The following is an 18,688-nucleotide window of genomic DNA, read 5'->3' as shown; positions in this document are numbered from 1 at the left end:
ATCGGGGGGGATTTCTTGCTCGTTTTTATACATATTTTTACTTACATGGTGAAATTGGTAGGAGGGTTTTTTACAACCACCACTACTTTATTCTGATCTAACTTTTCTTCAAGTCGTTCTGCTTCTGGTTGGCTGAACCCTAATTCTTGGAATTGGGAACGGAGCTCGTCACCTTTTTTGCGGAAGACGTTTGCCATAGCAGTTCCAAAACCTGTTTCTTCCATTCCAACTGTGTTAGCATCGGCTGCCTCCGCTACATCATCTGTACGCCGATCTTCATGAGTTAAAACATAAATATCATTTTCATGAACACCTTTTGTTTTGATTTCTTGAATTCCACGGATTGCTTCTGCATCACTAACATATTCTTTGTAATGAACTGTCATAATCTGAATTCCTCCTTCAAAACTAGCTTACAACAATATAAATACCTCCCATTACGTTACCTAAACGCAAAAAGGGGTAAATAGTTCTTATGATTCAGTCACATGAGAGGTGGTAAATATGAAAGATTTTATAAGAGTATCAACGGCAGCCATAGCACTAATAGGTTTTCTACTATTATTTTTTAATTTTTCAAACGATACGATGGTAGCATTCGACAAGTGGGCAAGTGAAATGTTTTTAGGAATAAAAGAAATTAATTTTTTCTCCTTATTTGGAGACCCATGGTTTGTCATTATGGTCTCACTCATTCTATTAGTATTTTTATTTCTAAAGAAAAATTATCGGGGCCTTATTTTTGTTTTAATAACCGTTGCAGGTGGTGCATTTTTGAACAATGCGATCAAAGAATATGTTGCAAGGGTTCGACCGGAATTACCTCATCAACTAACTAGCTATAGCTTTCCGTCCGGACATGCCATGATTAGTATCTTATATTTATTTACAGTGGCTTATTTTGCGTCTGAGTATATCGATGATCGAAAAAAATCCGTGGTCATTTGGATAGTTGCAAGTGTATTAACCATCCTCATAGGCTTATCACGAATCGCTGGAAACCATCACTATGGAACTGATGTCGTTGCAGGATGGGCAATAGGATATTTCTTATTTATGGTGGTTGTATATTGGTATGAATATCTTAACCGTTCGTTACGAAAGAGGTCTAAGCGATATGAGTGATTTGTTTCACATACCACATCACATTCAACAAACAGCCATCGAACGAATGGGAGATGCACCTGTGGAAGGATTCGTCATCTCCAAAGCGTCTGCGAATGTGCGAATCATGATTGTTGGTGAAGCTCCAGGTGAAAATGAAGCAGTGGAAGGCGTTCCGTTTATTGGACGTGCAGGGAAAGTGTTAGAACAAATGATGGAAATTGCGGAAATCACACGAGATGATGTTTTTATGACAAGTGCAGTGAGAAGTCGACCATATCGGTGGGGTACGAAGAAGTTGCGAGACGGTTCAACAATTGAACGAAAATACAATCGTCCTCCTACAAAAAAAGAAATTTTAGCACATGCTGGCGTGCTTGATTATGAAATAGAACATATTCAACCGGAACTCATTATTCCAGTTGGATCAGTTGGCTTTACACGGTTGTTGGGGCCGGATTGGAAACTAAAAGAGTATCAGGGAAAAGTAATTTCTCATGAAATAAGAAAATTAGCAGGAAACGACTATGGATGGACCAATCGAAACTATACGCTTATTCCGACACTTCATCCAGCTTCTATTTTTTATCGACCGTCTTTAAAAGACTCTATGATAGCAGACTGGACAGCGATAGGAGAGTTTTTAAAGAATAATTTAGTTTAAAGGGATGTACTTCATTTACCTGTCGAAAAAATTTTGTGGATGTATGAAAAGAAAAGCCGAGTTCACATACAGGAATGCCATAGAAAAGCGATGAAAAATAAATTTCAAGTTTTCTTTACTAAAAAAAGTTGCATATAGGAAACATTTCGCATACACTACACTTAAGAAGTTCGCAGAAAGAAGGATTTGTAATGGATGGAAATGTTCTATTTGCACTTGGCTTAACATTGCTCGCAGGTTTAGCCACGGGAATCGGAAGTTTACTTGCATTTGTCACGAAACGCACAAATACAAAATTTCTGTCTCTCTCACTTGGGTTTTCAGCGGGAGTCATGATTTATGTTTCGTTAGTGGAGATATTCGTAAAAGCAAAAGTGGCGTTAGTTGACGAACTTGGGGAAAAACCAGGATATTGGGCAACAATTGGAGGATTCTTCCTTGGAATACTCGTGATAGCACTTATTGATAAACTACTTCCTAAAACAACAAACCCTCACGAAGTGAAGGGTGTAGAAGATATGGAGAAAACTCCTTCTAATGATGAATACACAAAGTTAATGAGAATGGGTATTTTCACTGCTCTAGCGGTAGGCATTCACAATTTCCCTGAAGGTATTGCCACTTTCATGTCAGCAATGCAAGATCCAAATTTAGGGATCGCAATCGCGTTTGCAATCGCCATTCATAATATTCCAGAAGGTATTGCAGTAGCAATCCCTCTTTACTATGCAACCGGCAATCGAAAAAAAGCCTTTAAATGGTCGTTTATTTCGGGCTTATCGGAACCAGTGGGTGCGCTAATTGCCTATTTACTTTTGATGCCTTTCTTAAATGGCATCATGTTTGGAGTCGTGTTTGCAGCCGTAGCAGGAATTATGGTCTTTATCTCGTTAGATGAGTTATTACCTGCAGCACAAAAATACGATGAAACGCACTATTCAATTTATGGATTAGTTGCAGGAATGGCAGTGATGGCTGTCAGTTTAGTGTTGTTTATTTAATCAATCTACATGTATATTCCTTCATGCCGCGAATCTAGGATTCGTGGCATTTTTTCTTGAAAGGGAAAGAACTATTCTTTATTCAACGCATCCAAACGAAAAATCGGATGCGCCGAAAGAATGGAATAACCGCTGATAGCAGTCTCTCGAGGGTTGATAGAAATGGCTTTCTCGCTGATAAAAGTAGATTGATAATACAATTTTGATAAAGATTTTAAGTTTTATTCATTGAGATTTGTGACTGCCACAATTAGCCTCACTCTCCGTGCTTATAAGCCATCCAGTAGGGTAAATGAAAAGAGATGAAAAACAGAAAATTCCGTCTTCAAATATCCTATTGTATATCTGTCATGACAGGAATATACTGATGTTGCGACAAGTGTCAAGACACTATAAAAAGGGGATGTAGAAATGACAACAGCAATAACGGAAACTGCCGTTAAAAGTAAACCAGAAAAGGAAATTAGTCGAAATAAATTGCTTGGGATCGCAGGATTAGGGTGGATGTTCGATGCGATGGACGTGGGGATTTTATCATTCATCATCGCGGCGCTCGCAGTAGAATGGAGCTTAACTCCAGCAGAAATGGGCTGGATTGGTAGTGTGAACTCAATTGGTATGGCAGTAGGTGCTATGGTCTTCGGAATGTTCGCAGATAAAATTGGTCGAAAACAAATATTCATTATGACCTTGGTATTATTTTCAGTCGCAAGTGGACTATCCGCATTTACGACAACACTTGCAGCGTTTTTAATCTTACGATTCTTCGTTGGAATGGGACTAGGTGGCGAACTTCCAGTTGCGTCTACACTAGTATCTGAAAGTGTTGAGCCAAAAGAACGTGGCAGAATCGTCGTTTTACTCGAAAGCTTTTGGGCAGCAGGTTGGTTAGTAGCAGCAATTATTTCCTATTTTATTATTCCTAACTTTGATAATGGTTGGAAAATCGCATTAATTTTGACGGCGCTGCCTGCGTTTTATGCTGTTTATCTTCGTTTGAAATTGCCAGACTCTCCACAATTCGTGGCGAAGCGCGAAAAAGTTCCACCAATAACAGAGCGCTTAGCATTAATCTGGAGCAAAAAGTATACGAAAAACACGTTAATGTTATGGATCTTGTGGTTCACTGTCGTGTTTTCTTATTACGGAATGTTTTTATGGTTACCAAGTGTAATGGTTATCAAAGGTTTTACACTTATTAAGAGTTTTGAGTATGTGTTATTAATGACGATTGCTCAATTGCCTGGTTACTTCTTAGCCGCTTGGTTAATTGAAAAAATTGGACGTAAATTTGTGTTAGTAAGCTTTTTACTTGGAACGGCTTTAAGTGCGTATATTTTCGGCAATGCAGATGTAACATGGATTTTATTAACTTCAGGTGCATTATTATCATTCTTTAACCTAGGTGCGTGGGGTGCGCTATATGCATATACTCCAGAGCAATATGAGACCGTTGTTCGTGGAACTGGATCTGGTATGGCTGCAGCAGTAGGACGAATCGGAGGAATTTTAGGACCACTCCTTGTAGGTTCATTAGTGGCGAAAAACTTCGATATTGGATGGATTTTTGGTATTTTCTGTATCGCAATTGTAATAGGTGTTCTAGCCGTTATTTTCTTAGGTAAAGAAACCAAAAACACGGTATTAGAATAAGGACGCTCTAGCCAGTTGGAACGATTGTTGGTAAAATAAAACCACCAACATGAGTGAGGAGTGGCGTCATGTTTAAACGAATTGATACAATTTTTCTACCTGTTTCTGATACACATGCTTCGATTAAGTGGTATGAAGAAAAGTGCGGATTTCGATTGCGTTGGCACGATGTCGAAAATGGCTATGCGGCGCTAGATATCGGAAATGGTGAAACAGCCTTTACATTAGTTAATACCGATCATTTTGGAAATGAAAAGCCTGCCGATCACGAATGGTTCAATTTCTACACATCGGATATTCATCAAACACATCAACGTTTGCTTGATGCGGGGGTCGAAGCAACACCTGTTCAAAGCGGTGGTAAAGTGGAGTTTTTTCAATTTAAAGATTTAGACGGAAATCTTTTAGGTGTTTGCTCATTTGAAGAAGATGCAGCATAATCCAAAGAAAATCTTAATCGTTGGGTCGAGTGGTGCTGGAAAATCGACTTTAGCAAAAGAACTATCTGTAAAATGGAATGTGCCAGTTATCCATTTGGATGTGATATATTGGCAACCTGGTTGGGTAGCACTTCCAAAAAAAGAATTTATCGCGCAGCTAGAGAAAACATTGCAAAACCCAGAATGGATCATTGACGGAAATTTTGACTCTACACTAGAATATCGATTGCAATACGCCGATACAATTATCTATTTGGACTATTCCAAGTACGTGTGTCTCTATCGAGCGTTTAAGCGAGTTTGGAAGTATCGAGGTAAAACCCGTCCGGATATGGGAAAAGAGTGCCCAGAAAAAATGGATATAGAATTTTTTCAATGGATTTGGCGGTTTCCAAAGGACATTCGACCGAAAATGATGTCTCGATTAGCAAAAAGCAATGCAACTGTTTATATGTTTCTAAGCCCAAAAGAAACTAAAAACTGGTTGCAAACTCAAAGAAAAGCGACGGAATAACGAGAATCTACTCGTAACTCCGCCGCTTTTTTATTTGTCAAAAATATCTACTCTTTCAAATTACTATACACAACCAAGCGTTCCTCATACCCACCGTTTGAATAATCTCCCGTGCACGTGATTAAGTTTAAACTACTTCCGTATTTAAACCCGAAAATCTCATCGAGCGGTGCTTCATCAACAGGATACGATTTTACACGATCTACCACAAAGATTTTCTCATTTCCTTGCTCGTCGGAGACAATGATTTCATCTCCATTTTGTAGCTCTTTCAGATCGTAAAATACTGCGGGTCCTTTTTTGCCATCTACATGACCAGCAATTACAGCATTACCGGCAGCCCCAGGCATGTACCCTTTGTCGTACCAGCCAGTTGTGATCACGCTATTTGGTACATCCATTTCCCCTTTTTTGTTCACACCGTAGCCTTCGACGGGTGCGTCCACATTTATTGCGGGAATCGTTAAGTTCGATGGGGTGATTCCTTGTCTGTCGTCTTGAATAATCTTATCCGAAGATAATGTTTCATTTCCAATCGCAAGTGTAATGGGGGCAGTTTCTGCTGATTCTATTGGTGCTTTCTTTGCCCCGTTCTCTTCTTGCGAAGCGGAAGGCATCGATTGACACCCTGCTAACAATAAAGCAGAGATGCCAATCAAAGCAAGTTTCTTCCTCACTATTTACGCCTCGTTAGAACGACGACGTAGGGAATATGCTCCACCCATCGAAGCAGCAAGTAACCCACCTAATAAGAACCATTCATATGGAAATGCATCTTCGTTCGCAGTTCCACCCATACCAGTTTTCGGCATTCCTTCTGGCATTGAGCTACCAGCAAATTTATCTGGGAATTGGTCGACAATTGCACCTGATAACGCTTCAGAAGGCATTAACATGTGTGCATATGACTCGCGTAACGCAGAATATGCAGTTTCGTAATCTCCAGCTACATAACTATCGAATGCATTAAGCAATTGATCCACATGTTCCGTTAAGCCAGCCTCTAAATCAGCAGCAGGTAAACGATCTTCCGTTGCTGTCGCTAAGAATGCAGCTTGATCGGTAATGTAACCATCTAATTCTTTTTTCGCAGCGTCTTTTCCAGCTTGATCATCATTAGCAGTTGCTGTCACATAATCGACGAAATAACCGATATGTGATTTCCAAATTTCTTTAAATGCTTCTCCGCCTTCTTCACCATAAACAGAAGCGACTGCAGCAGATAACTCATCTGCGTTCGCTAAAAGAGCGGCTGCCGAAGCATCAAAGTCAGGATCACCATCTACTCCGTTTTGCATCGCCATTACTGCAAGTCCTGCATGTTCTGTGAAAACACGGTCAAGTGATGCACGTAAATCAGCTGCTGGAGTGACTGCTTTTGAGTTCTCAAACTTGTCAGGGAATTGATCGGTAATAGCTGTCGCAACACTAGCTGCAACCATTCTCATATGATCAATAGCTTCTCGCTCGTTCATATAAGATGTTTCATAATCTCCCGCAACATAGCTATCAAAAGCCCAAATCAATTGGTCTACATGCATTTTTAATCCAGCTTCTAAATCTGCTGCTTTCAAACGACCTTCTGTTGCCGTTTCTAAAAATGCTGCTTGTTCGGTACGATAGCTGTCCAAGTTCGCTAGCGCTTCTTTTTTCGCTGCTTCATCCTTCGCTCCAGTAGCAGTTACGTAATCGACAAAGTATCCAATATGTGAATTCCAAATTTCTTTAAATTGTGCGCCTGCGTCGTCTCCATAAACCGAAGAGATTGCTGCTGTTAAATCATCTGTATTAGCACTTAAGGCCGCTGCAGCTTGATCAAAATCTTCCGCACCATCTGCTCCTTTTTTCAACACTTCAGTCGCTAAAAACGCATGCTCTGTAAATAGATGCCCTAAAGCAGAACGTAATTCGGAAGCTGGACTAGAAACATTTGTTTCCGATCCCATTGAATTGTGATCCTCTGCAAACACCATCGTTGGCACTAGTAGACTTAAAGATAAAGATGACATTAAAATCGTTTTTTTGTTCATGTGAATCGCTCCTTTTAAATTAGTTTGAATTTTCATTACACCAAGCTAACGGAGCGGATTGCAAAATGGATCACATTTTTTTAAAAAAAGTTGTCCATTCAATGTGTAACGAAATAGAATCCTCGTCACAGCAAGGTTTCACTACGACAGTTTTTAAAACTGCAAATTCTTTTTTGGCTAATAAAAAGACTGTGCAAGCTCCAAATATGGAATACTCACACAGTCTGATAGGGTGGCAACTACTTTGTACTTTTTATTTAAAGATCAGAAGCAAGCAATACTTCACCAAGCGGCTTCTCACTGTCTTTGTTCGGTTCATGAGAAACGGCAATTTGGCTCCAATCTTTGTTCATGTTTTCCGGAAGTGTAAAGACCATTGTGCCGTTTTCGGAAGTTGTTTGGAAAGAACCAGCTCGCTTTGGTCCATCTTCATCGATTAACCACACTTGGAAAACTTCTTCATTCGATAATTGTGGAAGTGAATTCGCAGTCACAACCATTTGTACTTCTTCACCGTGTTTCACCATCGATGCGGTCCCTGTTACATCTCCAGTCGTAGAAGAAAGTTGGACATACGCTAACAACTCATCTACCGTTTCTTGAGAAGTTGCAAGCTCATCCGTTTGTTTACTTACTATAGAAGCTAAAAAGATATTTGCCCCTATAGATAATAAGAGTGCAGCGGCGATGAAAGGCATCCATTTGACGGAAGGCTTTTTAGGAATTGGTTTGTTATTCACGACCACCATTTCTTCTTCTTTATCATCTACAATGTTTGAGAGAATTCGATCTTTCATTCCATTTGGAGGAAGGACGGTGTCAACCGCATAAGGAAGATCATCCGCTAAAAGTTGCCATTCAGCAAGCTCTTCTTGGCACGATGGGCAATGCTGTAAATGTTCTTCAAATTGCGCTTTTTCTATATCATTCAATTGTCCATTGAAATAATCAATTAATGTTTCACATGTTTGTCGTTCCATCTTGCAAGATCCCCCTTTCTCCATGAAGTTTCTTCTTGAGATGTCCTAAGGCTAATCGTATACGGCTTTTTACCGTTCCGAGTGGTATGTCTAATTTCGTCGCAATGACGTCTTGGGAAAGTCCTTGGAAATAAAAGAGTTCCACTATTTTTTGTTGATCTTCTTTTAATTCAGCAATAGCAGTACGAATGGTCGACTGCTTTTCTCTCCACTCCACAAAGTGTTCCGGAATTTCTTCCTTTGCATCAATCACTTGCACTTGTTCTGAGTCGTGTTCCATATAAGCGACTTCGTTTTGTCGCGATTTCTTTCGGTGAAAATCGAGGGAAGTATTACGTACCATCGTTAATAACCAAGAGGAAAACTTTCCTTTTTCAGGGGAATATGGAGCGTGCTCACGCCACAGCTTCATAAATACATCTTGTACAACATCTTCTGCATGTTTCGCATCACCTGTCATTCGATACGCAAACGAATAGAGAAGTCTTTCGTATTGATCATATAGAATTTCAAGCGCTTCTTTATCACGCTTTAATAATCGCAGATATACGTCATAATCGTTTTGTCGATCCATAGAAACCTCCTTGTGTCCCTTTATTAAAAATAATCATACAGGAGGGAGTAACTAGATACAATTATCCGTATAGAAAGTAAACGTATCGAAGAAGAAAATGGATCACTTTTTTTCAAAAAAGTTTTCAAAGTTCAAGATTATAATAGTAAACTAATTTAATAACAAGAGAGGAGTGTTGATGAATGCTCTACCGAAAAATTGACTCTGCCAACGAAATGTTCCAGTTGGCGAAAGATATACTGCAGAAGCGGGAAGATTTGTATAGCTTGTTTGCTGGCGTATTAAATGGTATTCAAGAAGGAAAATATTCGGAGTACCACTTAGGATGTATTGAAGAAGAAGGTGAAATACTTGCATTCTTTCAAATGACACCACCACATCCATTACATATGATTATTATTGAAGACTCGCAAAACGAGAAACTTTTACAGACCGCTGTAGACTATTTCGTGGATCATACATGGAAAGTATTTTCCGTCATTGGGGAAGAACCGTATGTCTCCACTTTTGCAAAACTATATGCTCTCAAAACGAAGCAAGAAACGACAGTATTAATGGAGCAAGGATTTTATCGAATAGATCACATCGAAGACAACTTAGTGATGGCAGAAGGAAAACTAGAAGTTGCAACTTCAGAAGACCAAAAACTGATTGAAACATGGTATACATTTTTTGAACAAGATACAGGACTTCCAGTCTCTAGTTCAGAAGATGCGAGAAATAAGGTGAAGCTGTTTATTAGCAATGAAGAAGTATTTAAATGGATTGTAAATGGTGAGACGGTCGCAGTTGCTAAAAAATCACGTCCTTCTGCAAATGGGATTACTGTATCGTTTGTATTTACACCAAAAAAGCATCGTAAAAAGGGCTATGCTAGAACGTTAGTGGCAAAAGTGACGGAAGAATTGTTGCGAGACTATCGATTTTGCGTTTTATTCACCGATCTTTCGAACCCAACTTCCAACAAAATTTATCAAGAAATTGGCTATCGAAAAATAGCAGATACACGACATTTAGGATTCCAATAAAAAGTATACTCGCGATGACAAACCATGTATGGAATGTTATCGCGAGTTTTTCGTTTGTGCATATTAAGTGGAAAAGAGGAATGTGCTGCATGTGAGGTGAAATAGTAGAAGTGAAGCGCTTAAAACAGAAATAATAGGGTAGAGGGTAAGAAAGGAAAAGTATGCAGGTTTAAGGGGGGGATGGCTTGATTGAATTTACAGATGTGACGAAACGTTTTTCGGATGGGACTGTTGCGATTGATCGCTTAACGTTGAAGTTATTGCCAGGAAAATTGACTGCAATCATCGGGCCAAGTGGATGTGGTAAAACGACTTTAATGAAAATGATTAATCGACTAGAGGAACCGACGAACGGGAAAGTGGAAATCGATGGAGAAGATGTGAAAACAAAAAGTGCGGTGGATTTGCGCAGGTCCATTGGATATGTCATTCAACGAATCGGCTTGTTTCCGCATATGACGATTGAGAAAAATGCAGGACTAGTTCCTTCCCTGCAAGGATGGTCCAAGGAGAAAAAACGACAACGAATTGAAGAGCTAATGACGCTTGTCGGACTTGACCCTGCCATTTTTTTAAACCGCTATCCACTAGAATTAAGTGGGGGTCAGCAACAACGAGTTGGCGTTGTCCGAGCGCTTGCAAGTGACCCGAATATCTTACTAATGGATGAACCATTTAGTGCGCTTGATCCACTTAGTCGGGAACAATTACAAATGGAGATGAAAGACCTACAGCAACGAATACATAAAACCATTGTATTTGTCACACATGATATGGATGAAGCGCTGCGGATAGCAGACTGCATTGTGGTGATGCGGAGCGGAAAAATTGAACAAGTGGGGACCCCGGACGAAATTATTCATTCTCCAGCAAACGATTTTGTCCGTCAGTTTATCGGATCGGAACGATTGAAGAATCAGCGTCAATTTTCACAGATTCTCTTGCGAGATCTAACGGAATTTTATTCCCAAACTCCAAAAGAGACTGTCTCTGCCATGATTTCAGAAGATGCTTCTGTGAAAGAGGCGGTTACATTACTCCAATCTGCTGATACTGTTGAAATAAAAAGAGGCGAATCGACTGTCGGGTTTCTTACCCAACAAGACATACTAAACGCGATGTTACGTGAAGAAGAAGGTGCGAAGGCATGAGTAGTTTTATCGAAACAGTTCAAAGTCGCTCGGATCTAATACAGTCTGCTTTTTTAGAACATCTGTATATTTCCTTTATCGCACTTGCAGTTGGAATTGCGATTTCACTGCCTCTTGGGATTGTCATTGCGCGGTATCGAAAAATAGCAGAACCGATTATAGGTATTACTGCAATCTTTCAAACCATACCAAGCCTTGCGCTCTTCGGATTTCTAGTCCCCATTATGGGAATCGGCACGCAAACTGCCTTAATTGCCCTTATTATTTATGCACTGTTACCGATTTTGCGAAACACGTATACCGGAATTAAAGGAGTCGATTCTTCCATTATCGAAGCAGGAAAAGGGATGGGGATGACCCAATCGCAAATTTTACGACAAATTGAATTGCCACTCGCTCTGCCGTTTATCATGGCAGGCATACGGACCGCAACGGTTTTGACGGTCGGCATTGCCACACTAGCCACTTTTGTAGGAGCAGGTGGACTAGGAGACGTTATTTATCGTGGTCTTCAGTCGTATAATAACGAGCTCGTATTAGCCGGTGCGTTGCCAGTAGCACTCTTAGCCATAGCTTTTGACTTTATTCTCAAGTGGATTGAGAAACGAACAACACCTAAAGGAATGACAATTGACTAATTGGGAGGAAATAAGATGAAAAAAGCGTTAGTAGGAATGGGGTTAGCAGCAACATTACTTTTAAGTGCATGTGGAGATGGAGGAAACAGTTCAGGAGATGCAAGTGAACCGATTGTGGTGAGCGGAAAGCCATGGACAGAACAATATATCCTTCCATACATTTTAGGCATGTATATTGAAGAGAAAACCGATTATGAAGTGGAATATAAAGATGGACTAGGGGAAGTGGCAATTTTAACTCCAGCAATCGAAAATGGGGATATTGATGTCTATGTGGAATATACAGGGACAGGTCTCCAATCCGTATTAGAAGAAGAACTGGAGCTTGGAGAAAGTTCAGATAGCGTCTTGAAACGAGTACGTGAAGGATATGAGGACAAATTCAATGTAACGTGGTTAGAGCCGTTAGGATTTGAAAACACCTACACATTAGCGTATTCAAAAGACAGTGGGTACGATGCAGAAACGTATTCGGATTTAGTGGAAATTTCGAAGCAAGAGGAAATGGTTTTTGGCGCACCACATGCCTTTTACGAACGTCCAGGGGATGGATACGAAGGCATGATCGCGACTTATCCGTTTACATTTTCTGAAACCGAAAGTCTAGATCCAAATGTTATGTACGAAGCATTGAAACAAGGTGATGTTGATGTGATTCCAGCATTTACTACTGATGGTCGCATCGAACGATTCGATTTACAAACAACAAAGGATGACAAAGGATTTTTCCCGAAATATGATGCAGCACCTGTCGTGCGAATGGAAGCTCTAGAAACTTACCCTGAGTTAGAAGACACATTAAATGAACTTGCAGGGAAAATCACCGAAAAAGAAATGCAACAAATGAATGCACGAGTAGATATTGATGGAGAAAAAGCGGAAGATGTTGCGCGAGACTTTTTAGTGGGAAAAGGTCTTATCTCTGAATAACAAGCGAAAAAGCCATTCCTTTCCGACTTTTCGGAAGAGAATGGCTTGTTGTTTGAAAAATGATAACAGGGGGAGATATTAATTCTCGATCTTCGCTTTGTCGATTTCACGGTATTCATAAATGAAGGGAAGTAGTGTCTGGTACCAAATTTGATAGCCTTTATCATTTGGATGGATTCCGTCTTTTAATGTAGAAGAAATGGCAATTTGATGTTTTTCCATATACTGCTTCATATGTGCATGACTATTAAAGTACACATACCCCTGGTTCATTAAAAAAAGTGACGTTTCTTCGATATAATCTTCAAATGAGTATCCTAATTCGTTAATCTTTGGTCCGAATTTATTCTCCACACAAGGATTTGGAGATAAAAACACCAGATATGTAGTTGGTAACTGCGCTTGATAATAATCGTGTAGTTGTTTTAGCGAGTCGAGAGTTTCTTTCATCGGTACATTTTTGTTGTGATTATTTATCACAGAAGTTTCGATAAACAGAACATCTGGTTGGTAGGCAATAATTGGTTCTGTTACCGCTTTTTCTAAAATTCGAACGGACGTATACCCTGAATGACCATGATTAGCAATGCTTACATTACGAAGAGATGGATCAGATAAGCGGAGGTGTGATTCTAATAGTCCTCTCCAGGATTTAGATGGATGACTAGCACCAGAGCCTTTTGTTACACTACTACCAGTAACGGCTAGTTTCACATTGCCATATTGTTTTTGAATTGCGAGTAAATGATGATAGATACTTTCTTCTGATTGATCGAGTGTCTTTCGCTCATTTTGGGTCGCAATTGCTTCGTCTTGTTTTGTCAAACTGCGGGAATAAAAGACAACTAATACACCAGCTAATAGCCATATGAGCCATTTCCATTTTTCCATTGGGAATCGTCCTTTCAGGGTTGTTTTTCTAGTATATCAAATGGAAAATACATTCGACATATACAGGAGTGAAAATGTGAAATTTGAAGCATTATCAAGAGAATTTTATCAAAAACCAACGTTAGAACTTAGTTCAAATTTAATAGGCACTTATTTAGTGCATGAACATTCGAGTGGCACACTTGCTGTCAAAATTGTGGAAGTAGAAGCGTATTTAGGTGCAGTGGACCGTGCAGCGCATAGCTTTGGCAACCGTCGAACAAAACGGACAGAAGTTATGTTTGGTGGAGCAGGTAGTGTCTACATGTATCAGATGCATCGGCAAGTGTTAATGAATGTCGTTAGTGGTCCAGAAGGTACTCCTGAGGCGATTTTAATTCGAGCTGGGGAACCCATCTTAGGGGAATCATTGATGCAAGAATTTCGCGATGGACGAAAAAAGCTGGAATGGACAAATGGGCCAGGAAAGTTAAGCAAAGCTCTAGATGTTTCCATGGAATACTATGGACACAAATGGTGGGAGCAACCACTCTATATTGCAAAAGGGGAATCTGTACAGTCAATTGAAACTGGTCCGAGAGTGGGCATCGGAAATAGTTTAGAAGCGGTTCATTATCCATATCGTTTTTTCGAAAAAGATAATCCGTATGTGTCCAAGTTTCGTCCATAGGTTTACTTTTTCTTCCTTGTGGAAAACAGAGATAGACTAAAATATTGAGGAGATGACAACATGGCGAAAATTGCAACTTTGATTACAGATATGTTTGAAGATGTAGAATTTACAGGTCCCTCCGATGCATTAAATGAAGCTGGACACGAAGTATTTACGATTGAAAAAGAAGCTGGTAAAGAAGTAAAAGGTAAACAAGGCGAAGCAGTAATTAAAATAGATTACGGCATTGATGACGTAAATCCTTCAGATTTTGACGCGCTACTGTTACCGGGAGGGTTTTCTCCAGATCAGTTACGCGGAGACGAGCGTTTCGTTTCATTCGCAAAAGCATTTATGGATGAGAAAAAACCAGTATTTGCGATTTGTCATGGACCACAACTATTAATTACCGCGAAAGCGTTAGAAGGTCGAAAAGCAACGGGATTCAAATCGATTAAACAAGACTTGATATACGCCGGTGCAGACTATCATGATGAAGAGGTTCTCGTATGCCAAAATCAATTGGTGACTAGTAGACAACCCGATGATATTCCTGCTTTTAATCGTGAGTCATTAAAATTACTAGAAAAGTTATGAGGAAGACCCTTGAAAAAGGGTTTTTTATTTTGTCGAATAAAGCTAAAATAACGGTAGAAAGAACGGGTAACAAAAAGGAGAGCAAAAGGGGTATGGAACAATCTAAAGGGGAAGTTCACCAGATACAGGAGATGTTTGAGTATTTACATCAGCATCCAGAAGTAAGTTGGAAAGAAATTGCGACAACTAATTACATAAGCAACCAAGTGGAGTTGCTAGGACTAACACCTGTGCAATTTGCGGACTGTACTGGGTTATATGTTGATACTGGAGAAGGAGAATTAGTTGCCGGAATTCGTACCGATATGGATGCACTTTGGCAAGAAGTAGAAGGCACATTTCAAGCGAATCATTCTTGTGGCCACGACGCCCATATGACAATTGTCTTTGGTACGCTAAAAAAACTAATCGAGAATGACGAGCAGTTGCCATTTCGTCTGCGTTTCATCTTTCAACCAGCTGAAGAAACAGGTCAAGGTGCGCTCAAGTTAATCGAGCACGGGGTTGTAAGCAACCTGCACTATCTGTTTGGACTGCATTTGCGTCCGGTCCAAGAATTGCCGTTTGGTAAAGCATCTGCATCCATCGATCATGGGGCATCTATCATGATAAAAGGAACAATAGCTGGCACAGACGCTCATGCAGCTAGACCTCATCTTGGCATCAATTCTATCGAAGTCGCGACTTCCATCGTCCAGCATCTAGAAGCGATACGACTAGATCCGATGGAACCTTTTTCCGTGAAAATGACACAGTTACTCGCGGGTAGCGAGACGGGAAATATCATTCCAGGAAAAGCGGTCTTTACGTTAGATTTACGTGCACAATCGAATGCGATTATGCAAACGCTTGAAATGAAAACATTCCAAGCTCTTCGTTTAGTAGAAGAACAATACGGTGCCACAATAGACTATTCCATACATACAAATTTAGTAGCAGCAAGACCTCATCCCGAAGCAAAAGCAATCGTTGAAAAAGCAATTCACAACGTGTTGGGTGCTGAAAACTGTGTACAAGAATTGATCACCCCTGGTGGGGAAGACTTTCATTTCTATGCAGAACATAACACAGAACTCAAGACAACAATGATCGGATTAGGATGCGACTTATCACCAGGTTTGCACCATCCTGACATGACATTTAATCACGAAGCGCTGCAATACGGCGTTGAACTAGTTTATGAAACGATTCAGGAATTAAAGAAAACGTGGATAGCCAAGTAAGATAAAGGATCCGATAAAAGGAACATTTTTAAGCAGTAAAGTGTCTAGATAGTGATGCCGTGAGTGAAAAATACTCATGGCATTTTTACATTCTTTACTTTCAAAAAGTATGAACGCCAATAGAATGGCCATAAGCGCTTATAGAATGGAATTTGCGCTAATAGTTGGATGTTTTTCGCTTATAGAACTCGGTTTTGCGCTTATAGAAGCTAAAACTTAATGCTATTCAGGCTTTTATCACATTTCTTTGATCCTACATTTCAACTAACGTGCAAGGATCTCAGGGAGATCTCTAAGGCAAGCGGCAATACTTTAATCAATTCATGCATGTGGATTGTATGCCAACAAAATATGCAGCTTCTTCACTATAGATGTAGTAAAAAATACTATTACCTCTTGAATGCATAAGCATTTGCTTATATAATAAAATTGTCAAACATATAAGGAGTTGCTTATGAATTATATGCAAGCAGATCAAGTCTTAAAAGCGTTAGCGGATACGACGAGATTAAAAATCGTTAAATATTTGTCCACATCTGAATTGTGTGTATGTGAGTTAACAGAGTTGCTACATATGTCACAGCCAGCAGTCAGTCAGCATATGAAAAAGTTGAAGGATGCGGGACTCGTGAAAGAACGGAAACAGGGTAGATGGACAATTTGGCAGTTAGAGGAGATGCACGATGAAAAAGCGTTTATTCTCCAGCTGATTCATGAACTTCCTACTCCTGAAAGAACATTGGAGCATCTCGTTGCAGAAGGTAAAAAAGTATCTTGTACTAGTTAAGATAATGGAGGATTGACATTGGACATTATTATCGCAGGAGGAATTTTTCTCCTCACGCTCCTTTTTGTTATTTGGCAACCGAGAGGTTTGTCCATTGGGTGGTCAGCAGTTGGAGGAGCGATTGTAGCTCTACTCTTTGGAGTAGTAGATTTTACGGACGTACTCGACGTTACATCGATCGTATGGAATGCGACCTTTACGTTTATCGCACTTATCATTATTTCCCTACTGCTAGATGAAATTGGGTTTTTTGAGTGGGCAGCTTTGCATATGGCGAAATTATCCCATGGCAGTGGGTATCGTATGTTTTTTTACGTTTTGTTATTAGGAATGCTCGTTTCGGCATTCTTTGCGAACGATGGGGCAGCACTTATATTAACCCCGATTGTTCTGGCGATGGTACGAGCATTAGATTTAAAAGATCGAATGATTTTACCGTTTATCATGGCTTCGGGATTCATTGCCGATACAACTTCACTACCATTTGTTATTAGTAACTTAGTGAACATCGTTTCGGCTGATTATTTTGGAATTGGATTTTTGGAATACGCCTCTAGAATGATTGTGCCAAATTTGTTTAGCTTTGGTGCGAGTGTTCTCGTTTTATTTATTTATTTCCGTCGTGTCATTCCAAAAACGGTAGAGGTAGAGAAACTAGCAAATCCTTCTTCCGCGATTAAAGACCTACGTCTTTTTCGCTTGTCATGGCTTTTGTTAACGGTTTTACTAATCGCTTATTTTTTAAGTGAGTTTTTAGCCATTCCTGTATCGTTTGTTGCAGCCGCTATTGCACTTCTTTTTTTATTCCTAGCGAGAAAGAGTCCAGCAGTTCATACAAAAGCAGTGGTAAAGGGAGCACCTTGGGCCATTGTCTTCTTTTCCATCGGAATGTATGTTGTTGTCTACGGTTTACGAAATGTGGGACTCACAGATTTTCTTACAGTATTAATTGACTGGACAGCATCCCACGGATTGTACGCTGCAACAGTAGGAATGGGCTTTATCGCGGCAGTTTTGTCGTCGGTAATGAATAATATGCCAACGGTCATGATTGATGCCATCGCCATTGCGGATACCCAAACAGTGGGTACCATCCGAGAGTCACTCATTTATGCGAATATCATTGGGTCTGATTTAGGACCCAAAATGACGCCTATAGGGTCTCTTGCTACATTATTATGGCTACATGTATTGAAACAAAAAGGTGTCGACATTTCATGGGGATATTATTTTAAAGTCGGCATTGTTTTAACGATCCCAACCCTTTTTATCACATTAACAGGATTATATTTGTGGCTACTCCTTATTTCAGCTTAGGTGTAGCTCAATTAGAAGGAGTGAAAGAACATGACGAAAAAAAGTATCTATTTTTTATGTACAGGTAATTCCTGTCGTTCACAAATGGCAGAGGGATTTGGAAAAAAATATTTGAGTGATCGATTTGATGTTTATTCTGCGGGAATTGAAGCACATGGGTTAAACCCGAATGCGGTCAAAGTGATGGCGGAAGCGGGAGTGGATATTGCGAATCAAACGTCTGATATTATCGACATGGAACTTCTGAAGAACGCAGATTATGCAGTTACACTTTGTGGGGATGCAAACGATAAATGTCCAGTGACTCCACCTAATGTAATAAGATGGCATTGGGGATTTGAAGATCCTGCGAAAGCGACTGGATCGGAAGAAGAAAAGTGGAACACATTCGTGCGTGTGCGTGATGAAATAGAAGCCCGAATTCTCGCATTTTCAGAGACGGGTAAATAAAAAAATAAACAAAAGCCTACTAACAAAGGATACATGTCATTCATGTTCTTCCCTTTGTAGTAGG

At 39.9% G+C, this 18,688-nt stretch carries 22 protein-coding genes; 16 read left to right on the top strand and 6 right to left on the bottom strand.

Translation table 11 applies throughout. The features are described from left to right. Positions 1-41: 41 nt before the first annotated feature. A complete protein-coding gene (locus D3873_RS11520) occupies positions 42-386 on the bottom strand; it encodes a YflT domain-containing protein (protein ID WP_119884145.1) in 345 nt (114 codons plus the stop codon). Between the two features lie 118 nt (positions 387-504). Here D3873_RS11520 and D3873_RS11515 point away from each other — a divergent pair, with 118 nt between their 5' ends. The 6 genes from D3873_RS11515 to D3873_RS11490 all read left to right on the top strand — a co-directional run bounded on the left by D3873_RS11515 (position 505) and on the right by D3873_RS11490 (position 5,376). Continuing rightward, complete coding sequence (locus tag D3873_RS11515; RefSeq protein ID WP_119884144.1) at positions 505-1,125, top strand: phosphatase PAP2 family protein; 621 nt, start codon at positions 505-507, stop codon at positions 1,123-1,125. Then, on the top strand, positions 1,118-1,768 hold the full coding sequence (locus D3873_RS11510; RefSeq protein WP_119884143.1) for a uracil-DNA glycosylase: 651 nt from the start codon (positions 1,118-1,120) through the stop codon (positions 1,766-1,768). The genes D3873_RS11515 and D3873_RS11510 overlap by 8 nt, the downstream gene beginning before the upstream one ends. Positions 1,769-1,959: 191 nt before the next feature. Beyond that, on the top strand, positions 1,960-2,769 hold the full coding sequence (gene zupT / locus D3873_RS11505; RefSeq protein ID WP_119884142.1) for a zinc transporter ZupT: 810 nt from the start codon (positions 1,960-1,962) through the stop codon (positions 2,767-2,769). 411 nt (positions 2,770-3,180) lie between these two features. Next, entirely contained in the window at positions 3,181-4,422 is a 1,242-nt protein-coding gene (locus D3873_RS11500; RefSeq protein ID WP_119884141.1) for an MFS transporter, read from the top strand. A 68-nt stretch (positions 4,423-4,490) separates the two neighbouring features. Continuing rightward, positions 4,491-4,862 carry a VOC family protein gene (locus D3873_RS11495; RefSeq protein ID WP_119884140.1) on the top strand — a complete coding sequence of 124 codons (372 nt, stop codon included), beginning with the start codon at positions 4,491-4,493 and terminating at the stop codon, positions 4,860-4,862. Continuing rightward, a complete protein-coding gene (locus D3873_RS11490) occupies positions 4,852-5,376 on the top strand; it encodes a DNA topology modulation protein (protein WP_119884550.1) in 525 nt (174 codons plus the stop codon). The genes D3873_RS11495 and D3873_RS11490 overlap by 11 nt, the downstream gene beginning before the upstream one ends. 47 nt (positions 5,377-5,423) lie before the next feature. Here D3873_RS11490 and D3873_RS11485 read toward each other — a convergent pair whose 3' ends face one another. The 4 genes from D3873_RS11485 to D3873_RS11470 all read right to left on the bottom strand — a co-directional run bounded on the left by D3873_RS11485 (position 5,424) and on the right by D3873_RS11470 (position 8,960). Beyond that, positions 5,424-6,053 (bottom strand): class F sortase, encoded by a 630-nt coding sequence (locus tag D3873_RS11485; protein WP_238473782.1) that lies wholly within the window; start codon positions 6,051-6,053, stop codon positions 5,424-5,426. A 3-nt stretch (positions 6,054-6,056) separates the two neighbouring features. Further along, complete coding sequence (locus D3873_RS11480; RefSeq protein WP_119884139.1) at positions 6,057-7,406, bottom strand: copper amine oxidase; 1,350 nt, start codon at positions 7,404-7,406, stop codon at positions 6,057-6,059. 257 nt (positions 7,407-7,663) lie between these two features. Then, a complete protein-coding gene (locus tag D3873_RS11475) occupies positions 7,664-8,386 on the bottom strand; it encodes an anti-sigma factor (protein ID WP_119884138.1) in 723 nt (240 codons plus the stop codon). Beyond that, a complete protein-coding gene (locus tag D3873_RS11470) occupies positions 8,367-8,960 on the bottom strand; it encodes an RNA polymerase sigma factor (RefSeq protein WP_119884137.1) in 594 nt (197 codons plus the stop codon). Before D3873_RS11470 ends, D3873_RS11475 begins: the two co-directional genes overlap by 20 nt. Positions 8,961-9,142: 182 nt before the next feature. On the opposite strand from D3873_RS11470, the gene D3873_RS11465 reads away from it, so the two are divergent. The 4 genes from D3873_RS11465 (at position 9,143) to D3873_RS11450 (ending at position 12,707) form a co-directional block, all read left to right on the top strand. Further along, on the top strand, positions 9,143-9,988 hold the full coding sequence (locus tag D3873_RS11465; protein WP_119884136.1) for a GNAT family N-acetyltransferase: 846 nt from the start codon (positions 9,143-9,145) through the stop codon (positions 9,986-9,988). A gap of 185 nt (positions 9,989-10,173) precedes the next feature. Then, positions 10,174-11,139 carry an ABC transporter ATP-binding protein gene (locus tag D3873_RS11460; protein WP_119884135.1) on the top strand — a complete coding sequence of 322 codons (966 nt, stop codon included), beginning with the start codon at positions 10,174-10,176 and terminating at the stop codon, positions 11,137-11,139. Continuing rightward, complete coding sequence (locus D3873_RS11455) at positions 11,136-11,777, top strand: ABC transporter permease (protein WP_119884134.1); 642 nt, start codon at positions 11,136-11,138, stop codon at positions 11,775-11,777. The genes D3873_RS11460 and D3873_RS11455 overlap by 4 nt, the downstream gene beginning before the upstream one ends. 15 nt (positions 11,778-11,792) lie before the next feature. Next, positions 11,793-12,707: an ABC transporter substrate-binding protein gene (locus D3873_RS11450; RefSeq protein WP_119884133.1), complete on the top strand. Its 915-nt coding sequence runs from the start codon at positions 11,793-11,795 to the stop codon at positions 12,705-12,707. A 78-nt stretch (positions 12,708-12,785) separates the two neighbouring features. On the opposite strand, the gene D3873_RS11445 is transcribed toward D3873_RS11450, so the two are convergent. After that, complete coding sequence (locus D3873_RS11445; protein ID WP_119884132.1) at positions 12,786-13,598, bottom strand: SGNH/GDSL hydrolase family protein; 813 nt, start codon at positions 13,596-13,598, stop codon at positions 12,786-12,788. A 76-nt stretch (positions 13,599-13,674) separates the two neighbouring features. Between D3873_RS11445 and D3873_RS11440 the strand changes: the two genes are divergently transcribed. The 6 genes from D3873_RS11440 (at position 13,675) to arsC (ending at position 18,624) form a co-directional block, all read left to right on the top strand. Further along, entirely contained in the window at positions 13,675-14,268 is a 594-nt protein-coding gene (locus D3873_RS11440; RefSeq protein WP_238473781.1) for a DNA-3-methyladenine glycosylase, read from the top strand. A 60-nt stretch (positions 14,269-14,328) separates the two neighbouring features. Further along, entirely contained in the window at positions 14,329-14,847 is a 519-nt protein-coding gene (locus D3873_RS11435) for a type 1 glutamine amidotransferase domain-containing protein (RefSeq protein ID WP_119884130.1), read from the top strand. 92 nt (positions 14,848-14,939) lie between these two features. Then, a complete protein-coding gene (locus D3873_RS11430; protein WP_119884129.1) occupies positions 14,940-16,070 on the top strand; it encodes a M20 peptidase aminoacylase family protein in 1,131 nt (376 codons plus the stop codon). Positions 16,071-16,524: 454 nt separating this feature from the next. Beyond that, positions 16,525-16,857, top strand: a complete 333-nt coding sequence (locus D3873_RS11425; protein WP_119884128.1) for an ArsR/SmtB family transcription factor — start codon at positions 16,525-16,527, stop codon at positions 16,855-16,857. Between the two features lie 18 nt (positions 16,858-16,875). Next, positions 16,876-18,174 carry an arsenic transporter gene (locus tag D3873_RS11420; RefSeq protein ID WP_119884127.1) on the top strand — a complete coding sequence of 433 codons (1,299 nt, stop codon included), beginning with the start codon at positions 16,876-16,878 and terminating at the stop codon, positions 18,172-18,174. Between the two features lie 30 nt (positions 18,175-18,204). After that, a complete protein-coding gene (gene arsC / locus D3873_RS11415) occupies positions 18,205-18,624 on the top strand; it encodes an arsenate reductase (thioredoxin) (protein WP_119884126.1) in 420 nt (139 codons plus the stop codon). The last annotated feature ends 64 nt before the right edge of the window (positions 18,625-18,688 follow it).

The sequence above is a fragment of the Paenisporosarcina cavernae genome (assembly GCF_003595195.1).
Classification (GTDB): domain Bacteria; phylum Bacillota; class Bacilli; order Bacillales_A; family Planococcaceae; genus Paenisporosarcina; species Paenisporosarcina cavernae.
The sequence above is the reverse complement of the archived record's forward strand: the minus strand, read 5'-3'. Positions and strand labels throughout refer to the sequence as shown.

Bases quoted from the DNA above. Each gene is read 5' to 3' on its own strand.
- D3873_RS11450 (WP_119884133.1), top strand. From the start codon at position 11,793: ATGAAAAAAGCGTTAGTAGGAATGGGGTTAGCAGCAACATTACTTTTA.
- D3873_RS11510 (WP_119884143.1), top strand. From the start codon at position 1,118: ATGAGTGATTTGTTTCACATACCACATCACATTCAACAAACAGCCATC.
- D3873_RS11430 (WP_119884129.1), top strand. From the start codon at position 14,940: ATGGAACAATCTAAAGGGGAAGTTCACCAGATACAGGAGATGTTTGAG.
- D3873_RS11435 (WP_119884130.1), top strand. From the start codon at position 14,329: ATGGCGAAAATTGCAACTTTGATTACAGATATGTTTGAAGATGTAGAA.
- D3873_RS11475 (WP_119884138.1), bottom strand. From the start codon at position 8,386: ATGGAACGACAAACATGTGAAACATTAATTGATTATTTCAATGGACAA.
- D3873_RS11455 (WP_119884134.1), top strand. From the start codon at position 11,136: ATGAGTAGTTTTATCGAAACAGTTCAAAGTCGCTCGGATCTAATACAG.
- D3873_RS11470 (WP_119884137.1), bottom strand. From the start codon at position 8,960: ATGGATCGACAAAACGATTATGACGTATATCTGCGATTATTAAAGCGT.
- D3873_RS11490 (WP_119884550.1), top strand. From the start codon at position 4,852: ATGCAGCATAATCCAAAGAAAATCTTAATCGTTGGGTCGAGTGGTGCT.
- D3873_RS11495 (WP_119884140.1), top strand. From the start codon at position 4,491: ATGTTTAAACGAATTGATACAATTTTTCTACCTGTTTCTGATACACAT.
- D3873_RS11520 (WP_119884145.1), bottom strand. From the start codon at position 386: ATGACAGTTCATTACAAAGAATATGTTAGTGATGCAGAAGCAATCCGT.
- arsC (WP_119884126.1), top strand. From the start codon at position 18,205: ATGACGAAAAAAAGTATCTATTTTTTATGTACAGGTAATTCCTGTCGT.
- zupT (WP_119884142.1), top strand. From the start codon at position 1,960: ATGGATGGAAATGTTCTATTTGCACTTGGCTTAACATTGCTCGCAGGT.
- D3873_RS11445 (WP_119884132.1), bottom strand. From the start codon at position 13,598: ATGGAAAAATGGAAATGGCTCATATGGCTATTAGCTGGTGTATTAGTT.
- D3873_RS11425 (WP_119884128.1), top strand. From the start codon at position 16,525: ATGAATTATATGCAAGCAGATCAAGTCTTAAAAGCGTTAGCGGATACG.
- D3873_RS11480 (WP_119884139.1), bottom strand. From the start codon at position 7,406: ATGAACAAAAAAACGATTTTAATGTCATCTTTATCTTTAAGTCTACTA.
- D3873_RS11500 (WP_119884141.1), top strand. From the start codon at position 3,181: ATGACAACAGCAATAACGGAAACTGCCGTTAAAAGTAAACCAGAAAAG.
- D3873_RS11515 (WP_119884144.1), top strand. From the start codon at position 505: ATGAAAGATTTTATAAGAGTATCAACGGCAGCCATAGCACTAATAGGT.
- D3873_RS11465 (WP_119884136.1), top strand. From the start codon at position 9,143: ATGCTCTACCGAAAAATTGACTCTGCCAACGAAATGTTCCAGTTGGCG.